The 17,488-nt window shown below is 72.4% G+C and carries 16 protein-coding genes; all 16 read right to left on the reverse strand.

Annotation, left to right across the window (positions count from 1 at the left end):
* Window positions 1-87 precede the first annotated feature (87 nt).
* The gene (locus tag IE95_RS0102015; RefSeq protein WP_030149957.1) at window positions 88-903 is read right to left on the reverse strand and encodes a F0F1 ATP synthase subunit delta; all 816 of its coding nucleotides are present in this window, start codon (window positions 901-903) and stop codon (window positions 88-90) included.
* Window positions 903-1,496, reverse strand: coding sequence for a F0F1 ATP synthase subunit B (locus tag IE95_RS0102020; RefSeq protein ID WP_030149958.1), 594 nt, complete (start codon window positions 1,494-1,496; stop codon window positions 903-905). Before IE95_RS0102020 ends, IE95_RS0102015 begins: the two co-directional genes overlap by 1 nt.
* Window positions 1,496-1,723, reverse strand: a complete 228-nt coding sequence (gene atpE, locus IE95_RS0102025; RefSeq protein WP_030149959.1) for an ATP synthase F0 subunit C — start codon at window positions 1,721-1,723, stop codon at window positions 1,496-1,498. Before atpE ends, IE95_RS0102020 begins: the two co-directional genes overlap by 1 nt.
* 116 nt (window positions 1,724-1,839) lie before the next feature.
* Complete coding sequence (atpB, locus tag IE95_RS0102030; protein ID WP_030149960.1) at window positions 1,840-2,658, reverse strand: F0F1 ATP synthase subunit A; 819 nt, start codon at window positions 2,656-2,658, stop codon at window positions 1,840-1,842.
* Between the two features lie 257 nt (window positions 2,659-2,915).
* Entirely contained in the window at window positions 2,916-3,431 is a 516-nt protein-coding gene (locus IE95_RS0102035; RefSeq protein WP_240666297.1) for a Cg1360 family ATP-synthase-associated protein, read from the reverse strand.
* On the reverse strand, window positions 3,428-4,687 hold the full coding sequence (locus tag IE95_RS0102040; RefSeq protein ID WP_084689707.1) for an MraY family glycosyltransferase: 1,260 nt from the start codon (window positions 4,685-4,687) through the stop codon (window positions 3,428-3,430). The genes IE95_RS0102035 and IE95_RS0102040 overlap by 4 nt, the downstream gene beginning before the upstream one ends.
* Window positions 4,684-5,469, reverse strand: coding sequence for an L-threonylcarbamoyladenylate synthase (locus IE95_RS0102045; protein ID WP_420819369.1), 786 nt, complete (start codon window positions 5,467-5,469; stop codon window positions 4,684-4,686). Before IE95_RS0102045 ends, IE95_RS0102040 begins: the two co-directional genes overlap by 4 nt.
* Window positions 5,470-5,474: 5 nt before the next feature.
* Window positions 5,475-6,482: a peptide chain release factor N(5)-glutamine methyltransferase gene (gene prmC, locus IE95_RS0102050; protein WP_051702642.1), complete on the reverse strand. Its 1,008-nt coding sequence runs from the start codon at window positions 6,480-6,482 to the stop codon at window positions 5,475-5,477.
* 50 nt (window positions 6,483-6,532) lie between these two features.
* Window positions 6,533-7,621: a peptide chain release factor 1 gene (gene prfA, locus IE95_RS0102055; protein ID WP_030149965.1), complete on the reverse strand. Its 1,089-nt coding sequence runs from the start codon at window positions 7,619-7,621 to the stop codon at window positions 6,533-6,535.
* A 187-nt stretch (window positions 7,622-7,808) separates the two neighbouring features.
* Complete coding sequence (gene rpmE / locus IE95_RS0102060) at window positions 7,809-8,027, reverse strand: 50S ribosomal protein L31 (protein WP_030149966.1); 219 nt, start codon at window positions 8,025-8,027, stop codon at window positions 7,809-7,811.
* 149 nt (window positions 8,028-8,176) lie between these two features.
* A complete protein-coding gene (gene rho / locus IE95_RS0102065) occupies window positions 8,177-10,249 on the reverse strand; it encodes a transcription termination factor Rho (RefSeq protein ID WP_030149967.1) in 2,073 nt (690 codons plus the stop codon).
* Window positions 10,250-10,575: 326 nt separating this feature from the next.
* Window positions 10,576-11,544, reverse strand: a complete 969-nt coding sequence (gene thrB, locus IE95_RS0102070; RefSeq protein WP_051702599.1) for a homoserine kinase — start codon at window positions 11,542-11,544, stop codon at window positions 10,576-10,578.
* 65 nt (window positions 11,545-11,609) lie between these two features.
* Window positions 11,610-12,713, reverse strand: a complete 1,104-nt coding sequence (thrC, locus tag IE95_RS0102075) for a threonine synthase (protein ID WP_030149969.1) — start codon at window positions 12,711-12,713, stop codon at window positions 11,610-11,612.
* Window positions 12,713-14,077 carry a homoserine dehydrogenase gene (locus IE95_RS0102080; RefSeq protein WP_030149970.1) on the reverse strand — a complete coding sequence of 455 codons (1,365 nt, stop codon included), beginning with the start codon at window positions 14,075-14,077 and terminating at the stop codon, window positions 12,713-12,715. Before IE95_RS0102080 ends, thrC begins: the two co-directional genes overlap by 1 nt.
* A 245-nt stretch (window positions 14,078-14,322) precedes the next feature.
* A complete protein-coding gene (gene lysA, locus IE95_RS0102085) occupies window positions 14,323-15,786 on the reverse strand; it encodes a diaminopimelate decarboxylase (RefSeq protein WP_084689708.1) in 1,464 nt (487 codons plus the stop codon).
* Entirely contained in the window at window positions 15,783-17,477 is a 1,695-nt protein-coding gene (gene argS / locus IE95_RS0102090; RefSeq protein ID WP_030149972.1) for an arginine--tRNA ligase, read from the reverse strand. Before argS ends, lysA begins: the two co-directional genes overlap by 4 nt.
* Window positions 17,478-17,488 lie beyond the last annotated feature (11 nt).

The raw sequence follows: 17,488 nt of genomic DNA on the forward strand, positions 1-17,488 counted from the left end.
ACGTTCTTGTCAGTTCGCCGGCTCGGGAGCCGGCGGGGTGTCGACGACACCGGGGGCCGCGAGGACCTCAGTGTTCGGGCGAACAGGTCAGCTGACCAGTCGTCTGCGTGCGTCGACCAGGCGCGAGAGGACCGTCGAGTCGACGACGTCCGCCCCGACCTGGATGCGCATGCCGCCGAGGACCTCGGGGTCCACGGTGACGTTCAGCTGGACTGCCCGGCCGTACGCGCGCTCCAGGAGCGCGGACAGACGGTCCTGCTGTGCCTGGCTGAGCACCGTGCCCGACGTCACCGAGGCGACGAGGCGACGGCGACGGCGCGCGGCGACGTCCCCGAGCCACACGAGGGTGGCCACGAAACGACGACCACGAGGCGCCACGGTCGCCCGCTCCGCGAGGAACTGGGTGACCGGGTCGACCTTGCCTGCGAGCAGCGCGTCGACGAACGCCTTGCGACGAGCGGGGTCCGTCGAGGTCTCCGTCAGCACGCGACGGGCCTCACGCTCTCCGACGAGCGACCGCGTGACGCGGAACAGCTCGTCCTCGACTCGCTCGAGCGCACCGCGGGCCTCGGCCGAGGCCAGGACCGCGTCGACACCGAGGTGCTCGACGGCGTCGGCGATGTCCCCGTCGTGGGCCCAGCGGTCCCGGGCGAGCCCGGAGACCAGGTCGACCACACGACCGTCGAAGCCCTCACGCAGCAGGTCGGCCGCGAGGGCCGCCTTGTCCTCGCCGGACCGCGACGGGTCCGCGAGGGCCCGGCGCAACGGCACGGAGCCGTCGAGCGCCGCGGCCACGGTGAGGAGCTCCTCGCCCAGGGCGAATGCCCCCTCGCCCGCAGCACGCAGCACCGGCTCGAAGCGGTCCTGGGCCTGCGCGAGGGAGGCTCCGCTCGTCCCGCGCATCAGCCCTCCTTGCCGTTGGCCGCCGCGCTGGCGGCCCCGGCTCCCGCTGCCTCGAGCTCGTCGAGGAACCTGTCCACGACACGCGACTGACGTGCGGAGTCCTCGAGGGACTCGCCGACGATCTTCGAGGCGAGCTGGGTCGCGAGCGTCCCGACGTCGTTGCGCAGCGAGACCGACGCCTGCTGACGCTCGGCCTCGATCTGGCGGTGTGCCGTCTCGACGATGCGAGCGGCCTCCTCGCCGGCCTTGACCTTCTGGTCGGCGACGATGGCCGTGCCCTCGGCGCGAGCGTCCTCACGGATCTTCGCGGCCTCGGTGCGGGCCTCCTGCAGCTGCTGGTGGTACTCCGCCAGTGCCGCAGCGGCCTCGGCCTGAGCGGACTCCGCCTTGGCCAGGCCACCCTCGATCTTGGCCGTGCGCTCGTCGAGCACCGCCTGGAACTTGGGCAGGACCATCTTGTAGAAGACGACCGCGATGATGACCAGGACGACCGCCGACCAGAAGAGGTCGTAGAACGGCGGGAGGAACAGCTTGATGGGGTCGACCTCGCCAGACTCTGCGGCGAGGACCGCCTGGGGGCCGATGGTCGACATCAGAAGATGAAGCCAGCGACGAAGCCGAGCAGCGCGAGGATCTCGACGAAGGCAAGACCGATGAACATGGTGCCGCGGAGCTGGCCGGCGACCTCGGGCTGGCGGGCCATGCCCTCGACCGTCTTGCCGATCAGGATGCCGAGGCCGATGCCCGGGCCGATCGCGGCGATGCCGTAGCCGATGGTGTTGATGCTGCCTTCGACAGCGGCGAGGGTGGTGACGTCCACGGTGTTTCCTTCCGTTGGGCGCCCGGTCGTGCGAACGGGCGTCAGGTGCGATGCGTCAGGTGGAGCTCAGGGTCGGTTCCGGGACCGAGGGCCCGGGACCAGGTCTGTCGTGCGGGTCAGTGCTCTTCCTCGATCGACATGTTGATGTAGACCGTGGCGAGGAGCGCGAAGATGTACGCCTGCAGGCCCGCGACGAACACCTCGAAGAGAGTGATCGCGATGCCGCCCGCGAGAGTCAGCGCGCTGATCGCCTTGAGGGCCGGCGCTGCCTCGAGGAGCAGGAAGTTCGTGGCGGCGAAGCACAGGACCAGCATGATGTGGCCTGCGACCATGTTCGCCGTGAGTCGGATGACCAGCGAGGCCGGACGGATGATCAAGAGCTGGAGCAGCTCGATCGGCGCCAGGATGAAGTAGATCGGGAACGGCACTCCCGGGGGGAACAGGTTCGCCCTGATGTAGCCCCAGAGGCCGTGCTGCCTGATGCCCGCGGCCCAGTAGGCCACGAAGACCCACAGCGCCAGGAGGATCGCGACGCCGGCCACCGAGGTGCCCGCGAGGTTGAGACCCGGCACCACACCCGTCAGGTTGAACGCGAGGATCGTCACGAAGATCGTGGTGATCATGGGCACGTAGCGGCGAGCCCGCTCGGTCCCCATGATCTCCTCGACGATGTTCACGCGAGCGAAGTCGAGGACCATCTCGACGCCGTTCTGGAACCGTCCGGGGACGAGCTTGGCGCGCCGCGCCGCGATCACGAAGATCACCAGGATCACGATCGTGGCGATCACGCGGATGAGCTGCAGCCGGTTGAACTCGAACGGCGTGCCGGCGAAGAAGATGGCGTCGGGGAAGAACTCACCGATCGTCGGCGCGTGGAAGCCGCCTTCGCCTTCTGCTGCGGCAACGAAGGGAGAGGGGGTCGCGAGCGTGAACAGGGTGGACTCCCGGTGTTCGTCGGTGTGCCGGGGCCGTGCGCTCGATGGGCACGCCGTCGGACCAGGCCTTCATGGATTCGCCGATAGCCTAACGCATGTTGAGACCTCCACAGGTCACGGGTCCGCACCGGCCGCGAGGGTGAGGGATATCATGCCCCGGCGCGCCGTCGGGCCACGGACGACGGGCTACGCGTGGGCCCCGCGACGGCCGGTCCACCGGCTGCGGCGCGACCTGCGCGGGCGCGCCAGGGGACGGGTCAGGCCTTCGGTGCGACGTACGGGATACGGCCGCGGTCGACCGCCCGGTAGTCGAGCAGCGCCGAACCGATGACCCCGACGAGGAGCACGACGGCGAAGACGACGCGGTCGTAGAACTCGTAGTTGCGCAGGACGGCGAGCACGATCCCGAGCAGGACGATCTTGACGAGCCAGCTGCCCAGCACGACCGCCGCCGTGGTCGTCGGGGTCGAGCGCGCGGTGCGCGCCATCGCGACGATCGTCGTGCCGGAGAACACCAGCGCGATCGCGACGCCCATGAGCGCGCCCCAGACGCCCGCGGTGCCGGCCAGGAGCGCCCCGAGCCCGACGCCCAGGACGAGGAGCCCCCCGAGCAGCAGCAGGGTGTCGCGCAGCGCGGTCCGGAACACGGCGCTGACCGCGTCACCCACGGCGTCGGCCGAGACCTGCTCGGGGTCGGGTCCCGTGGAGGGCACCCCGGTCGGCGCCTGGTCGCTCGTCGGCTCGTCGGGAGTCTGCGGTGCGGGGGTCGTCATCGTGAGTGTCCTTCGGGGTGGGCGCGGAACGGGTCGGTCGGGGGTTCAGGGGTGGTCGGCGTCGCCGCAGGGACGACCTTCGAGGGCCCGCTCGCCACCGCGACCCGGCGGGGCGGGGGTGCGGACGGGATCCCCTCGGGCGCGGTGACCGCGTCGTCGTCGAGGAACCGGCCACGGGTCCGCAGCGGGCCGAGCGTGAGGATCGCCGCCACGACGACGGCCACGACCAGTCCGATCGCGACGTTCTCGGCGGGCCAGCGCACGAGCGCCACCGCACCGAACGCGAAGACCGCGGTCCACACGTACATGATGATGACCGCGCGCCGGTGCGAGTGGCCGAGCGCGAGGAGCCGGTGGTGCAGGTGGAGCCGGTCCGGGTGGAAGGGCGACTTGCCCGTCCCGACCCGGCGGACCACGGCGAGGACCATGTCGAGCAGCGGGAGCAGGATCACCGCGAGCGGCAGCAGGATGGGGATGAGCTCGCGCTGGCGGCTCGGGTCCGAGGCCATGCCCGTGTCGATGCTCCCGGTGACCACGATCACCGCGGACGCGAGCACGAGGCCGAGCACCATCGAGCCGGAGTCGCCCATGAAGATCCGGGCAGGATGGAAGTTGTGGGGCAGGAACCCGAGGCAGATGCCGACGAGGGCCGCCATGACCAGGGTCGCGAGGTTCGAGTAGTCGGTGGGGCTCGCGGCGACGGTCAGGCTGTAGGTGTAGACGAAGTAGGCGCTGCCACCGATCGCGATGAGTCCCGCCGCCAGGCCGTCGAGGCCGTCCACGAAGTTCACGGCGTTCATCGCGACCACGACGACGAGTACCGTGACGATGAGCGAGAGCCGGGACGAGCCGATGACCAGCCCGTTGATGGGGAACGTCACGAGCTGCACGCCCTGCCAGGCGATGAACAGGGCCGCGAGGACCTGACCGGCGAGCTTCGTCATCCAGTCCAGGTCCCAGATGTCGTCCGCGACGCCGAGGAGACAGACGATGAGCGCGCCCCCGACGATCGCCCACGCCCGGTCGTCGATCGCGAAGACACCGTCGAGGAAGGGCATCTGCGAGGCGAACGTCACGGCCACGACGAGCCCTGCGGTCATCGCGAGCCCGCCGAGGCGGGCCGTGGGGATGGTGTGCACGTCGCGGTCGCGGACCGCGGTGATGGCCCCTGTCCTCGCGGCGATCCAGTACGCGAGCGGCGTGAGGAGGTAGGTGACCGCCGCTGCGATCAGCAGGACGAGCAGATAGACCCTCACCCGCCGTTCGCCTCCGGGCCGCTCGTCGGCTCGGTCTCGTCGGAGGGCGCGTCCTCGTCGGTCGGCAGGCCCCCGGTCCCGGCGACCTCGTCGACCGCCCCGGCCGGCTCGTCGACAGGCTCCTCGCCGGCGGGCTCCTCGCCGACCCCCAGGACGGGCGCGACCTCACGGAGGCGCTCGAGCGAGACGGCGCCCTCACGCACGACCCGCAGGTGGGGCCCCGTCGCGTCGACGATGGTCGAGGCCACTCCCCCGGGCGCGGTGCCGCCGTCGAGGTAGACCGCGACCGACTCCCTGAGCTGCACCTGGGCGTCGTCGACCTCGAGCGCGGCGGGCAGGCCCGTGGAGTTGGCGCTCGAGACCGCGAGCGGTCCCGTGCGGCGCAGCAGGGCCAGCGCGGCCGGGTGGTCGGGCATGCGCAGCGCGACGGTCCCGTGCGTCTCGCCGAGGTCCCACGCGAGCGAGGGCTGCGCGGTCAGGATGATGGTGAAGCCGCCGGGCCAGAACGCCTCGACCAGGGCGCGCGCGTCGTCGGGCACGTCGGTCGCGAGCCCGTCGAGGGTCCGCAGGTCGGGGACGAGGACGGGCGGCGGCATCTGCCGTCCGCGTCCCTTCGCGGCCAGGAGGGCCGCGACGGCCTCGGCGTCGAACGCGTCGGCCCCGATCCCGTAGACCGTGTCGGTCGGCAGGACCACGAGGCCACCTCGCGAGACGGCGTTCACCGCCTCGTCGATCGACGGTCCCCAGGTGTTCGGGTCGGTGACGGGGTGCACAGAGCTCACGCTTCTCAGTCTTCCATGTCCGAAGGGTCCCCTGGTGCGGGGGCTGGCTCGCTCGTCGGGCGTGCGCGCCGGGCCACGACCATACGTGGTCTGCCCGTGAGGTCGTCGGCCGTCCTGATGTCCTCGAAGGCACCGGTCGCGGCGACCATGTCGCGCGCGGAACGGGCCTGCACCTCGGCGTGCTCCATGACGTACAGGCCGCCGGGGGCCAGGAGCCGCGCGGCCGCGCGGGTCACCCCGCGAGGCACTTCGAGGCCGTCCTCGCCGAGCCCGTAGAGCGCGACCCGGGGGTCGTGCAGCGCGACCTCGGGGTCGCGCGGGACGGCGTCGGGCGGCACGTACGGCGGGTTGGACACGATGACGTCGCACGACCCGTCGAGCTCGGCGAGCGCCGTCCGCGCGTCCCCCCGGACCAGGTGCACGACGGCGCCGCTCGCCTCGCGCGTCCGGGCGACGTTGCGTTCTGCCCACGCGTGCGCGTCACGGTCGAGCTCGACCGCGTGCACCCGGGCGCCCGGGACCTCGGTCGCGACGGCCAGGGCGATCGCGCCCGACCCCGTGCACAGGTCCACGACGACCGGCCCCTCGGAGCCCCGGGCGACGACGCGGAGAACCTCGTCGATCGCGACCTGCGCGACCTGCTCGGTCTCGGGGCGCGGCACGAAGACGCCGGGTCCCACGACCAGGTCGAGGTGCCGGAAGGGGGCGGTCCCGACGAGGTGCTGGAGCGGCACGCGCTCGGCGCGGGCGTCGAGCAGACGCGCGAGCTCGTCGAGCACGGTGCGCACGGTGCGGGCCGGGAGAGCCTCGGCCCCGGCAGCCGTCGGCGCCGCGGCGGTCGGCAGCAACGACGAGACAGGGCGCCCCATGACCGCCGCCGAGACGACGCGCTCGCGCGGGACGCCCGCGGCGTGCGCGAGCAGCAGCTCGGCGTCCACGCGGGGCGTGTCGATCCCGGCGCGACCCAGGCGGGCCGCCGCGTCACGCACGAGGCGCGAGACGTCGTCGGGCAGGGCGAGGGCGGGACCGTCACCGGACGGGGACGGCGGGACCACCGGAGAGGTCACGACGCCGCGGCGGCGAGGCGCGCCGCCTCGTCGGCGTCGATGGCCGAACGGATCACGGGCTCCAGGTCACCGTCGAGGACCTGGTCCAGGTTGTACGCCTTGTACCCCGTGCGGTGGTCCGCGATCCGGTTCTCCGGGTAGTTGTACGTCCGGATGCGCTCGGAACGGTCGACCGTGCGCACCTGGGAGCGGCGCAGGTCGTTCGCAGCGGCGGCCTCCTCCTCCTGGCGTGCGGCCAGGAGCCGGGCGCGCAGCACGCGCATGGCCTGCTCGCGGTTCTGGAGCTGGGACTTCTCGTTCTGCATCGAGACGGTGATGCCCGTGGGCAGGTGCGTAATACGCACCGCGGAGTCGGTCGTGTTGACCGACTGCCCACCCGGGCCCGAGGACCGGTACACGTCGATGCGGAGCTCGTTCTGGTCGATCTCGATCTCGCCGGCGTCCTCGACCTCGGGGAACACGAGCACGCCCGCGGCCGAGGTGTGGATGCGGCCCTGCGACTCGGTCACGGGCACGCGCTGGACGCGGTGCACGCCGCCCTCGTACTTGAGGTTGGCCCACACCCCGTCGGCAGGGTCGGTGGAACCTGCTCGCGCCTTGACCGCGACCTGGACGTCCTTGTAGCCGCCGAGGTCCGAGTCCGTGGCCTCGATGATCTCGGTCTTCCAGCCCCGGCGCTCGGCGTAGCGCAGGTACATGCGCAGCAGGTCGCCCGCGAAGAGCGCCGACTCCTCGCCGCCCTCGCCCGCCTTGATCTCGAGGATCACGTCGCGCCCGTCGTCGGGGTCGCGCGGCACGAGCACCCGGCGCAGCTTCTCGGTCGCGGCCGCAGCCACCTCCTGGAGCGCGGGCAGCTCGGCGGCGAACGAGCTGTCCTCCGAGGCGAGCTCGGCCGCGGTCTCGGCGTCGTCGGTCGCGTCGCGCCACGCGCGGTAGGCCGCGACGACCTGGCCCAGCTCGGCGTAGCGGCGCCCGAGCGTGCGCGCCCGGCCGGCGTCCGCGTGGACCGCGGGGTCGGCGAGCAGCGTCTCGATCTCTGCGTGCTCGGCGAGCAGGTGTTCGACGGCGGCGAAGGACTCGGTCACGAGGTGTCCTGACGAGAGGGGTGGGTGGCTGGGGCCGTGCGGCTGACGACGGCTGATCGCGGCTCAGTGCGGTGCCGCGTGGTGCGGCGCGCTCGCTCCGGGAAAGACGACAGCGCCGGTGGAACGGGCACGCCGCCTGCCCCTGGAGAGGTTGACGGACGCCCGGACCACCGGCGCTGGAGAGTCGCTACTTGTCGGCGGCCTTCTTGCCGTAACGAGCCTCGAAGCGGGCCACGCGGCCACCGGTGTCGAGGATCTTCTGCTTGCCCGTGTAGAACGGGTGGCAGGCCGAGCAGACGTCGGACGAGATGCGCCCGGACTTCTCGGTGCTGCGCGTGACGAACGTGGAACCGCAGGTGCAGGTCACCTCGGTCACGACGTACTCGGGGTGGATATCAGCCTTCACAGGACTCTCCTCAGTGGGTTGCCCCCGGGTCGCCTGCGGACAGCAGCCGTGAACCGGAGACGGGGAAACCAACAGGACATTGTGCCAGACAGGTCCGGCACACGAAAAATCCGTGGGCCGCTCTCTCGGGGTGAGCGGCCCACGGTGGATCAGACGGCGCGGCCGACCTCTTCGTCGTTGTTGATGCCGCCAGGTGTGGTCTTCTGCACCTGGAGCAGGAACTCGACGTTCGACTTCGTCTCCTTGAGCTTGCCGAGCAGCAGCTCGATGGCCTGCTGCTGGTCGAGCGCACCCATCACGCGGCGCAGCTTGTAGACGATGCGGAGCTCGTCCTGCGGCATGAGGATCTCCTCGCGGCGCGTGCCGGACGCGTTGACGTCCACGGCCGGGAAGATGCGCTTGTCCGCGAGCGAGCGGGAGAGCCGGAGCTCCATGTTCCCGGTGCCCTTGAACTCCTCGAAGATGACCTCGTCCATCTTGGACCCGGTCTCGACGAGCGCCGAGGCGAGGATCGTGAGCGACCCGCCGTTCTCGATGTTGCGCGCCGCGCCGAAGAAGCGCTTGGGCGGGTAGAGCGCCGAGGCGTCGACACCACCGGACAGGATGCGTCCCGAGGCCGGGGCCGCGAGGTTGTACGCACGGGACAGTCGCGTGAGCGAGTCGAGCAGCACGACGACGTCCTGGCCCAGCTCCACGAGCCGCTTGGCGCGCTCGATCGCGAGCTCGGCGACGATCGTGTGGTCGGAGGCCGGGCGGTCGAACGTCGAGGCGATGACCTCGCCCTTGACCGTGCGCTCCATGTCGGTGACCTCTTCAGGCCGCTCGTCCACGAGCACGACCATGAGGTGGACCTCAGGGTTGTTCGTCGTGATCGCGTTCGCGATCTGCTGCATGATGATCGTCTTGCCCGCCTTGGGCGGTGCGACGATCAGACCACGCTGGCCCTTGCCGATCGGGGCGACGATGTCGATCACGCGCGGCGTGAGACGACCGACCTCGCCCGTCTCCAGGCGCAGACGCTCCTGCGGGTAGAGCGGGGTCAGCTTGTTGAACTCGGCTCGGTTGCGGGCCGCCTCGGGAGACATGCCGTTGACCGAGTCGAGCCGCACCAGCGCGTTGAACTTCTGGTTGCGCGGACCGGTCTGCTGGAACGACTCCCCGTCGCGGGGCTGCCGCACCGCCCCGACGATCGCATCACCGCGACGCAGGCCCGACTTCTTGACCTGGCCGAGCGAGACGTAGACGTCGTTCGGACCGGGCAGGTAGCCGCTGGTCCGCACGAACGCGTACTGGTCGAGCACGTCGAGGATGCCTGCCACGGGCAGCAGCACGTCGTCCTCGGACACCTCGATCTCGTCGAGGCCCACGACGTCGATGTTCCCGCCGCGGGTACGGCCGCGCTTGCGGTCCCGGTCGCGGTTGCGGTCGCGCCCACGACGGCGGCGTCCGCCGCGCTCGTCGTACTCGTCGGCCTGACGGTTGCCCTGACCCTGCTGGTCGCGCTGGCCGCCCTGCTGGTTGCCCTGACCCTGCTGACGCTGACCGCCCTGACGCTCCTGCTGGCCGTTCTGGCCGCTCTGGCGCTCGCCCTGGCCCTGCTGGCCCTGCTGGTCGCGCTGGCGCTCCTGGCGCCCGTTGCCTGCTCCGGCAGTCTCGGGAGCCGACTCGCGAGCGGTCTCGCCCTCGCCGCCGCGCGGGGCACCGGCGCCCCGTCCGGCGCGACGCGAACCCCGCTCGGGGGCGGCACCCGTGACCAGGCCGACGGCGGCGGCTGCACGGGCAGCCCGCTCGTCCGGCGTCTCTCCCCCGGCGGCGCGGTCGGCGTCGACGCGCGCGGCACGGCTGCCCTGCTCCAGGAGCGGGGCGACGATGTCGGCGGCCTGGTCGGCGCGTGCTGAACGCTGGCCCCGCTCACGGCGGGGGCGTTCGGTGCGCTCGACGTTCTCGGTCGCCGTGCGCATGGGAACCTCGACAGCAGGCTGCACGACGACCTTCTCGGTCTGGGTGTCCCTCTCGGGCGCGCGGCGCGCGGCGGAGGACGCCCCGGCGGTGCGCTCGGGAGCGCTCTTCTCGCCGGAGGTGGAACGGATGACGTCGACAAGATCGCTCTTGCGCATCTTGGACGTGCCCTTCACACCGAGCTGCGAGGCGAGTGCCTGCAGCTCGGGGAGGCGCAGCGTCGAGAGTGCGCCTGCACGGGCGGTGTCGGTGGTGTCTGTCACGAAGGACCCTTCCCCTCGTTTGCGCCCACTTGCTCTGTGCGAGGGGTGGGCCGCGGGTGATCGACGCTCGGCACGTGACGGCCGGAACGCAGTGGAACCACGCGTCAGTGGTACGACGACGTCAGCTGACGTGGGCTGGATTGCCTTCTCGCGGGGTATGAGTCGCAGTCAGTGGTTGCTCTGCCGATGCCCGGGGACTCGGCGGAGAATCGTCGAGGAATCACCGAGGCATCATCACGAACCTGCGAAGGCTCAATGGATTCTACCATCCGTAGCCCCCCGCAGGACCAGTCCCCCCCAGGGCTCCACGTGGGGTCGACGTCCGGTCAGCGCACCTGCCGTGGCGACGGTTCCGGGAGGCCCGTCGAGCCCAGGACGCGCTCCGAGCGCACGCCCCCCTGGTCGATGCCCGGACGATACGCGCGCCACTGGTCCGACCCGTGGAGCAGGTCGCGCAGCACGACGTCCGCCCGGTCGCGGTCCTCGACCCTTCCCAGCAGCAGGACCGTGGGTCCCGCACCCGAGATCGTCGCGGCCAGACCCTCGGCACGCAGCGCGCGCACGAGCTCCCACGACGCGGACATGACACCCGCGCGATACTCCTGGTGGAGCCGGTCCTCGGTCGCGTCGAACAGGTGCTGCGGCGAACGGGTCAGCGCCTCGACGAGCAGCGCGGCACGCCCCGCGTTGAGCGCGGCGTCGGCGTGCGGCACGGTCTCCGGCAGGACGCCACGAGCGCGGCTCGTCGCGAGCCGGACGGTGGGGACCAGCACGGTCGCCTCGATGTCCGGGTGGACGTCGAGGCGCACCGCGTGCGCCCCCTCGACCGTCGTCGTCCAGGCGATCGTCGCACCCCCGAGGATCGCGGGAGCGGCGTTGTCGGGGTGGCCCTCGAACTCGGTCGCGAGCCGCAGCACGGTCGCGTCGTCGAGGGCCGCCGGGTCCGCGACCAGGGCGCGCGCAGCGACGATCCCTGCCACCACCGCGGCGGCCGAGGAACCGAGACCCCGACCGTGCGGGATCGCGTTGGTCGCCGTCAGGTGCAGCCCCGTCTGCGGTGCGCCGACCAGGTCGAGAGCGGCGCGCAGGGCACGCACGACCAGGTGCTGCTCGTCACCCGGGACCTCACCGGCCCCCTCCCCCTCGACGTCGACGACCACGTCGCCGTTGCCGAGCGCGCGCACCTCGAGCACGTCGTACCGCGCGAGGGCCAGCCCCATGGCGTCGAAGCCCGGGCCGAGGTTCGCACTCGTCGCGGGCACACGCACGCGCACATGGTCGGCTCCGAGCTGCATCTCGCGGGACCTCTCTTCGGGGAGCTACGGGGACGTCGGGGACGGACGGGACGGACGGCGCAGGGTCAGCCGAGCTGGAGCGCGTCGGCGATCGAGACGACGTCGGCGCTCACCCGGGTCGGCGTCACGTCGGCGCCGTCGAGCGTCTTGAGCGCCCACTGCGGGTCCTTGAGGCCGTGGCCCGTGACCGTGACGACGATGCGCGCGCCCGCGGGCACGAGACCGCGCTCGGCCCGCGCGAGGATGCCCGCGACACCGGCCGCCGAGCCGGGCTCGACGAACACGCCGGCCTCGGCCGACAGGATGCGGTGCGCCGCGAGGATCTGCTGGTCGGTCACGGCCTCGATGACGCCACCCGACTCGTCGCGCGCGGCCTCTGCCTGCGCCCAGGAGGCAGGGTTGCCGATGCGGATCGCGGTCGCGATGGTCTCGGGGTGCGTGATGGGGTGGCCCGCGACGATCGGGGCGGCACCGGCAGCCTGGAAGCCCCACATGATCGGGGTCCTCGTCGAGACCGCGGGCAGGTGAGCCCCCGGGGCGTCGGGGTCGCCCAGGCCCGCGTACTCGCGGAATCCCTTCCAGTACGCGGTGATGTTGCCCGCGTTGCCCACGGGCAGCGCGTGGATGTCCGGGGCGTCGCCCAGTGCGTCGACGATCTCGAACGCACCGGTCTTCTGCCCCTCGATGCGGTCCGGGTTGACCGAGTTCACGAGCTCGACCGGGTACGCCTCGGCGAGCTTGCGGGCCGCGACCAGGCAGTCGTCGAAGTTGCCGTCGACCTGGAGCAGCTTGGCGCCGTGCGCGATCGCCTGGCTCAGCTTGCCCATCGCGATCTTGCCGTCCGGGACCAGGACGGCGCACACCATGCCGGCCTTGGTCGCGTACGCGGCGGCCGAGGCCGACGTGTTGCCCGTCGAGGCGCACACCACGGCCTTCGCGCCCCGGCCTGCTGCCGAGGAGATCGCCGCGGTCATGCCGCGGTCCTTGAACGACGCGGTCGGGTTCATGCCCTCGACCTTGAGGAAGACCTGCGCCCCGGTGCGGGCCGAGAGCGCGGGCGCCTCGACGAGCGGCGTGCCACCCTCGCCGAGCGTCACGATGCGCTCGGTGACGTGGGCGGGCATGCGGTCGGCGTACTCGGCGATGATGCCTCGCCACTGGTGGGCCATCAGGCTCCCTCGACTCTCAGGACGGACGTGATCTCTCGGACGGGTTCGAGCACCGCGATCGCGTCGACCGTCGCGGCGAGCGCGGCCTCCGCTGCGGCGTGGGTCGTGATGACCAGGTGCGCGACGCCGGTCGCACCGTCGTCGGCGCCGTGCGTGTCCTCGGCCCCGGGCGCGGCGGCTTCCGAGGGCTGGCGCACTGCCTCGATCGAGACGCCCTTCGACGCCAGGACCTGGGCGACCTGGGCGAGGACGCCGGGGCGGTCGTCGACCGCGAGACGGACCTGGTAGCGCGTGACCGCGGTGCTGGCCGGCAGGATCGGCAGGGCCGCGTAGGTCGACTCCTCGGGCCCCTTGCCGCCGAGCACGCGGTGGCGGGCGGCGGACACGACGTCGCCGAGCACGGCGGACGCCGTCGGCGCCCCGCCCGCACCGCGGCCGTAGAACATGAGCTCGCCCGCCGCGTCGGCCTCGACGAAGACCGCGTTGAAGGCCCCGCGCACACCCGCGAGCGGGTGTGCGAGCGGCACGAGCGCCGGGTGCACTCGCACCGAGACGCCGTGCGAGCCGTCGTCGTCCGTCACGGACTCCGCGATGGCGAGCAGCTTGATGACGTGACCCGTCTGCGCGGCCCACGCGACGTCGTCGGCGGTGATCCGCGTGATGCCCTCGCGCGCGACGTCCTCGAGCGAGACGCGCGTGTGGAACGCGAGGCTCGCGAGGATCGCGGCCTTGGCCGCGGCGTCGAAGCCCTCGACGTCGGCGGTCGGGTCGGCCTCGGCGTAGCCGAGGTCCTGGGCCTGGCGCACGGCGTCGTCGAACGACATGCCCGTGCTCGCCATCTGGTCCAGCACGTAGTTCGTGGTGCCGTTGACGATGCCCAGGATGCGGCGCACGCTGTCGCCCGCGAGCGACTCGCGGACGGGGCGGACGATCGGGATCGCCCCCGCGACCGCGGCCTCGAAGTAGATGTCGACGCCCGCGGTGTCCGCGGCCTTGTAGAGCGTGGGGCCGTCCTCGGCGAGCAGCGCCTTGTTCGCGGTCACGACGGCGGCGCCCGCCTCGATCGCGCGCAGCAGCAGCGCGCGGGCCGGCTCGATGCCGCCCATGACCTCGATGACGATGTCGGCACGCGCGACGAGCCCCTCGGCGTCCTCCGTCAGGAGCGAGCGGTCGACCGACTCGGCGAGCGGCCGCGGGGCCGACGCGTCCCGCACCGCGATGCCCACGAGCTCGAGCGGCGCCCCGACGCGCGAGGCCAGGTCGGCGCTCTGCTGCGTCAGCAGCCGAGCCACCTCGGACCCGACGACGCCGCACCCGAGCAGCGCGACGCGCAGCGGACCTTGCTCCTGCTGGCTGGCTCCCACGAAGCTCCTCCTCCATCACCCGGCCCGCACGGTCAGCGGTGCCGTCGTTCTCCTGCCCTGTCGGACGCGATCACGTCGCAGGGCCCTCGGCCCGGCCGGTCACGGCACCCGGTGCCGCACATCCCGACCGGTCGGTCCTGAGCATGTCGATCCTCGCCCGGTTGCCCGGATCCTGGGCGCTCGTCTCAGGATACGGGTGCGTGGGCACCGGGCCGCGAGGCGCCACGCCCCGGGCCCGGCGGGCGTCAGCCCAGGTCGAGCGCGAGCAGGTCGTCCTCGGTCTCGCGACGGACCAGGACCCTGGCCTCGCCGTCGGTCACGGCCACGACCGGGGGCCGGGGCACGTGGTTGTAGTTCGAGGCCATCGACCGCCCGTAGGCGCCCGTCGCCGCGACGGCCAGCAGGTCGCCGGCCCGTACGTCTCCCGGGAGCAGCACGTCGTGGATCACGATGTCGCCGCTCTCGCAGTGCTTGCCGACCACGCGTGCGAGCACCGGCTCGGCGTCCGAGAGCCGGTTCGCGAGCTCGGCGTGGTAGTCCGCGCCGTACAACGCCGGGCGGATGTTGTCGCTCATGCCGCCGTCGATCGAGACGTACGTGCGCACGGTCGTGCTCTCGGCCTCGCCGTCCCCAGTCGGCCCGCCGACCCGCACGGGCTTGACCGTGCCGACCGTGTAGAGCGTCAGGCCCGCGGGCCCGACGATCGCACGGCCCGGCTCGATCGAGAAGCGCGGCAAGGGCGTGCCGAGGTCCGCCGACGAGGCCGCGACCGAGGCCGCGACGTCCTTCGCGATGCGGTCCGGGTCGAGCGCGACCTCGCCCGGCAGGTACGCGATGCCGTACCCACCGCCCAGGTCCACCTCCGGGACGAGGAAGCCCGTACGCTCCGCGAGCGCGGCCCGCAGCTCGAGGACCTTGCGCGCCGCGACCTCGAAGCCCGACGGGTCGAGGATCTGCGAACCGATGTGCGAGTGGATGCCCAGCAGCTCGAGCTCGGGGTGCGCGAGCACCGCCAGGAGCGCAGTCATGGCCGGGCTGTCCTCGACCTGCGCGCCCGGCGCGCTCGCGACCGAGCCACCGGTCGCGAGCGAGAGCCCGAACTTCTGGTCCTCGTGCGCGGTCGAGATGTACTCGTGCCCACCTGCGTGCACACCCGTCGTCACGCGGATCATGACCGGGGCCGGAGCCCCGCCCCGCGCCCGGGACGCCGCAGCCACCCGCTCGACCTCGACGAGCGAGTCGACGATGATCCGGCCCACGCCAGCCTCGAGCGCTCGCGCGATCTCCGCGTCGGACTTGTTGTTGCCGTGCAGGCCGATGTGCTCGCCCGGCACGCCCGCGCGCAGCGCCACCGCGAGCTCGCCGCCCGTCGCGGTGTCGACCCGCAGGCCCTCGGCGTGCACCCAGCGGGCCACGGCGACCGACAGGAACGCCTTGCCCGCGTAGTACACGTCGACGCCCGCGCCGACCTCGGCGAACGCGGCCTCGAACGCCCGACGGTAGGACCGCGCCCGCTCGCGCAGGTCGGCCTCGTCGAGCACGTAGGCCGGGGTGCCCTGGGCGACCGCGAGCTCACGCACGTCGACCCCCGCGACCGTGAGCGCGCCGTCGGGCCCGCGGCGCACGCCGCTCGACCACGGCTCGCCCGGCACGTAGGTGCCGGTCGGCGAGAAGGCGGGCGGCGTCGTCGGGCCTGCCGACGCGCTCACATGCGCTCCGGCGCGGACACGCCCAGCAGGCCGAGGCCGTTGGCGAGCACCTGACGCGTCGCGTCGTTGAGCCACAGGCGCGTGCGGTGCACGTCCGTGACCTCCTCGTCGCCCAACGGCGTCACACGGCACTCGTGGTACCAGGAGTGGTAGTCGCCCGCGAGCGCCTCGAGGTAGCGCGCGACGCGGTGCGGCTCGCGCAGCTCGGCCGCCTGGCCCACGACGCGCGGGAACTCGGTGAGCGCACCGAGCAGGACCGACTCGGTCTCGTGCGTCAGGAGCGACGGGTCGAAGGCCTCGCTCCCGTCCTCACGGAACCGCGAGACCCCGTGCGCCTGCGCGTTGCGCGCGACGTTCGCGGTGCGCGCGTGCGCGTACTGCACGTAGAAGACCGGGTTCTCGTTGGTCGCCTTGGACAGCAGGTCCAGGTCCAGGTCGATGCTCGAGTCGGTCGACGAACGCGCGAGCGAGTAGCGCGCGGCGTCCACGCCCACGGCGTCGACCAGGTCCTCGAGCGTCACGACGGTCCCGGCGCGCTTGGACATGCGGACCGGCTGACCGTCCTTGACCAGGTTGACCATCTGGCCGATGAGGATCTGCAGGTTCTTGCCCGGCTCGTCGCCGAACGCCGCGCACACGGCCATCATGCGGCTCACGTACCCGTGGTGGTCCGCGCCGAGCATGATGATGACGTCGTCGAACCCGCGCTCGCGCTTGTCGAGGTAGTACGCGATGTCGCCCGCGATGTACGCGGCCTCGCCGTCCGACTTGATGATGACGCGGTCCTTGTCGTCACCGAAGTCGGTCGTGCGCAGCCACGTCGCGCCGTCGGCCTCGAACACGTGGCCGCCCTCGCGCAGGCGCTGGACCGCACGCTCGACCGCCCCGGACTCGTGCAGCGAGTCCTCGTGGAAGTAGACGTCGAAGTCGACGCCGAAGTCGTGCAGCGCGGCACGGATCTCGTCGAACATGCGCTCGACGCCGCGCGCCCGGAAGACCTCCTGGGCCTCGTCGTCGGGCAGCGTGCGCGGGTCCGGGTCGCCTGCGGCGATCGCGTCGGCGATGACGGCCTCCGCGATGTCCGAGATGTACTGCCCCCCGTAACCGTCCTCCGGGGCGTCCTGACCCTTGGCGCGCGCGAGCAGCGAGCGCGCGAAGCGGTCGATCTGCGCGCCGTGGTCGTTGAAGTAGTACTCGCGCTCGACCACGGCACCCGAGGCCTGGAGCACGCGGGCCAGCGAGTCGCCGACCGCGGCCCAGCGCACGCCACCGATGTGGATGGGGCCCGTGGGGTTCGCCGAGACGAACTCCAGGTTGATGCGCGTGCCGGCCTCGGAGTCGTTGTTACCGTACGTCGCGCCCTGGGCGAGGATCGTGCGGGCGAGCTCGCCCGCGGCCGCCGCGTCGAGCGTGATGTTCAGGAAGCCCGGCCCCGCGATGTCCACGGACTTGATGCCCGGGTGCGCGGCGAGGCGCTGCGCGAGGTCCTCGGCCAGGACGCGCGGGGCGACGCCGGCCTTCTTCGCGAGCTGCAGGGCGACGTTCGTGGCCCAGTCGCCGTGCTCGCGCTGGCGGGGTCGCTCGACGTGGACCGACGCGGGGACCGCGTCGGCGGGCAGGGCGAGGGTGCCGTCGGCGACGGCGGAGGCCAGGGCAGCGCTCAGCGCTTCGGAGAGCTCGTTGGGGGTCACCCGACGATTCT

It is taken from the genome of Oerskovia turbata, assembly GCF_000718325.1.
Taxonomy (GTDB): domain Bacteria; phylum Actinomycetota; class Actinomycetes; order Actinomycetales; family Cellulomonadaceae; genus Oerskovia; species Oerskovia turbata.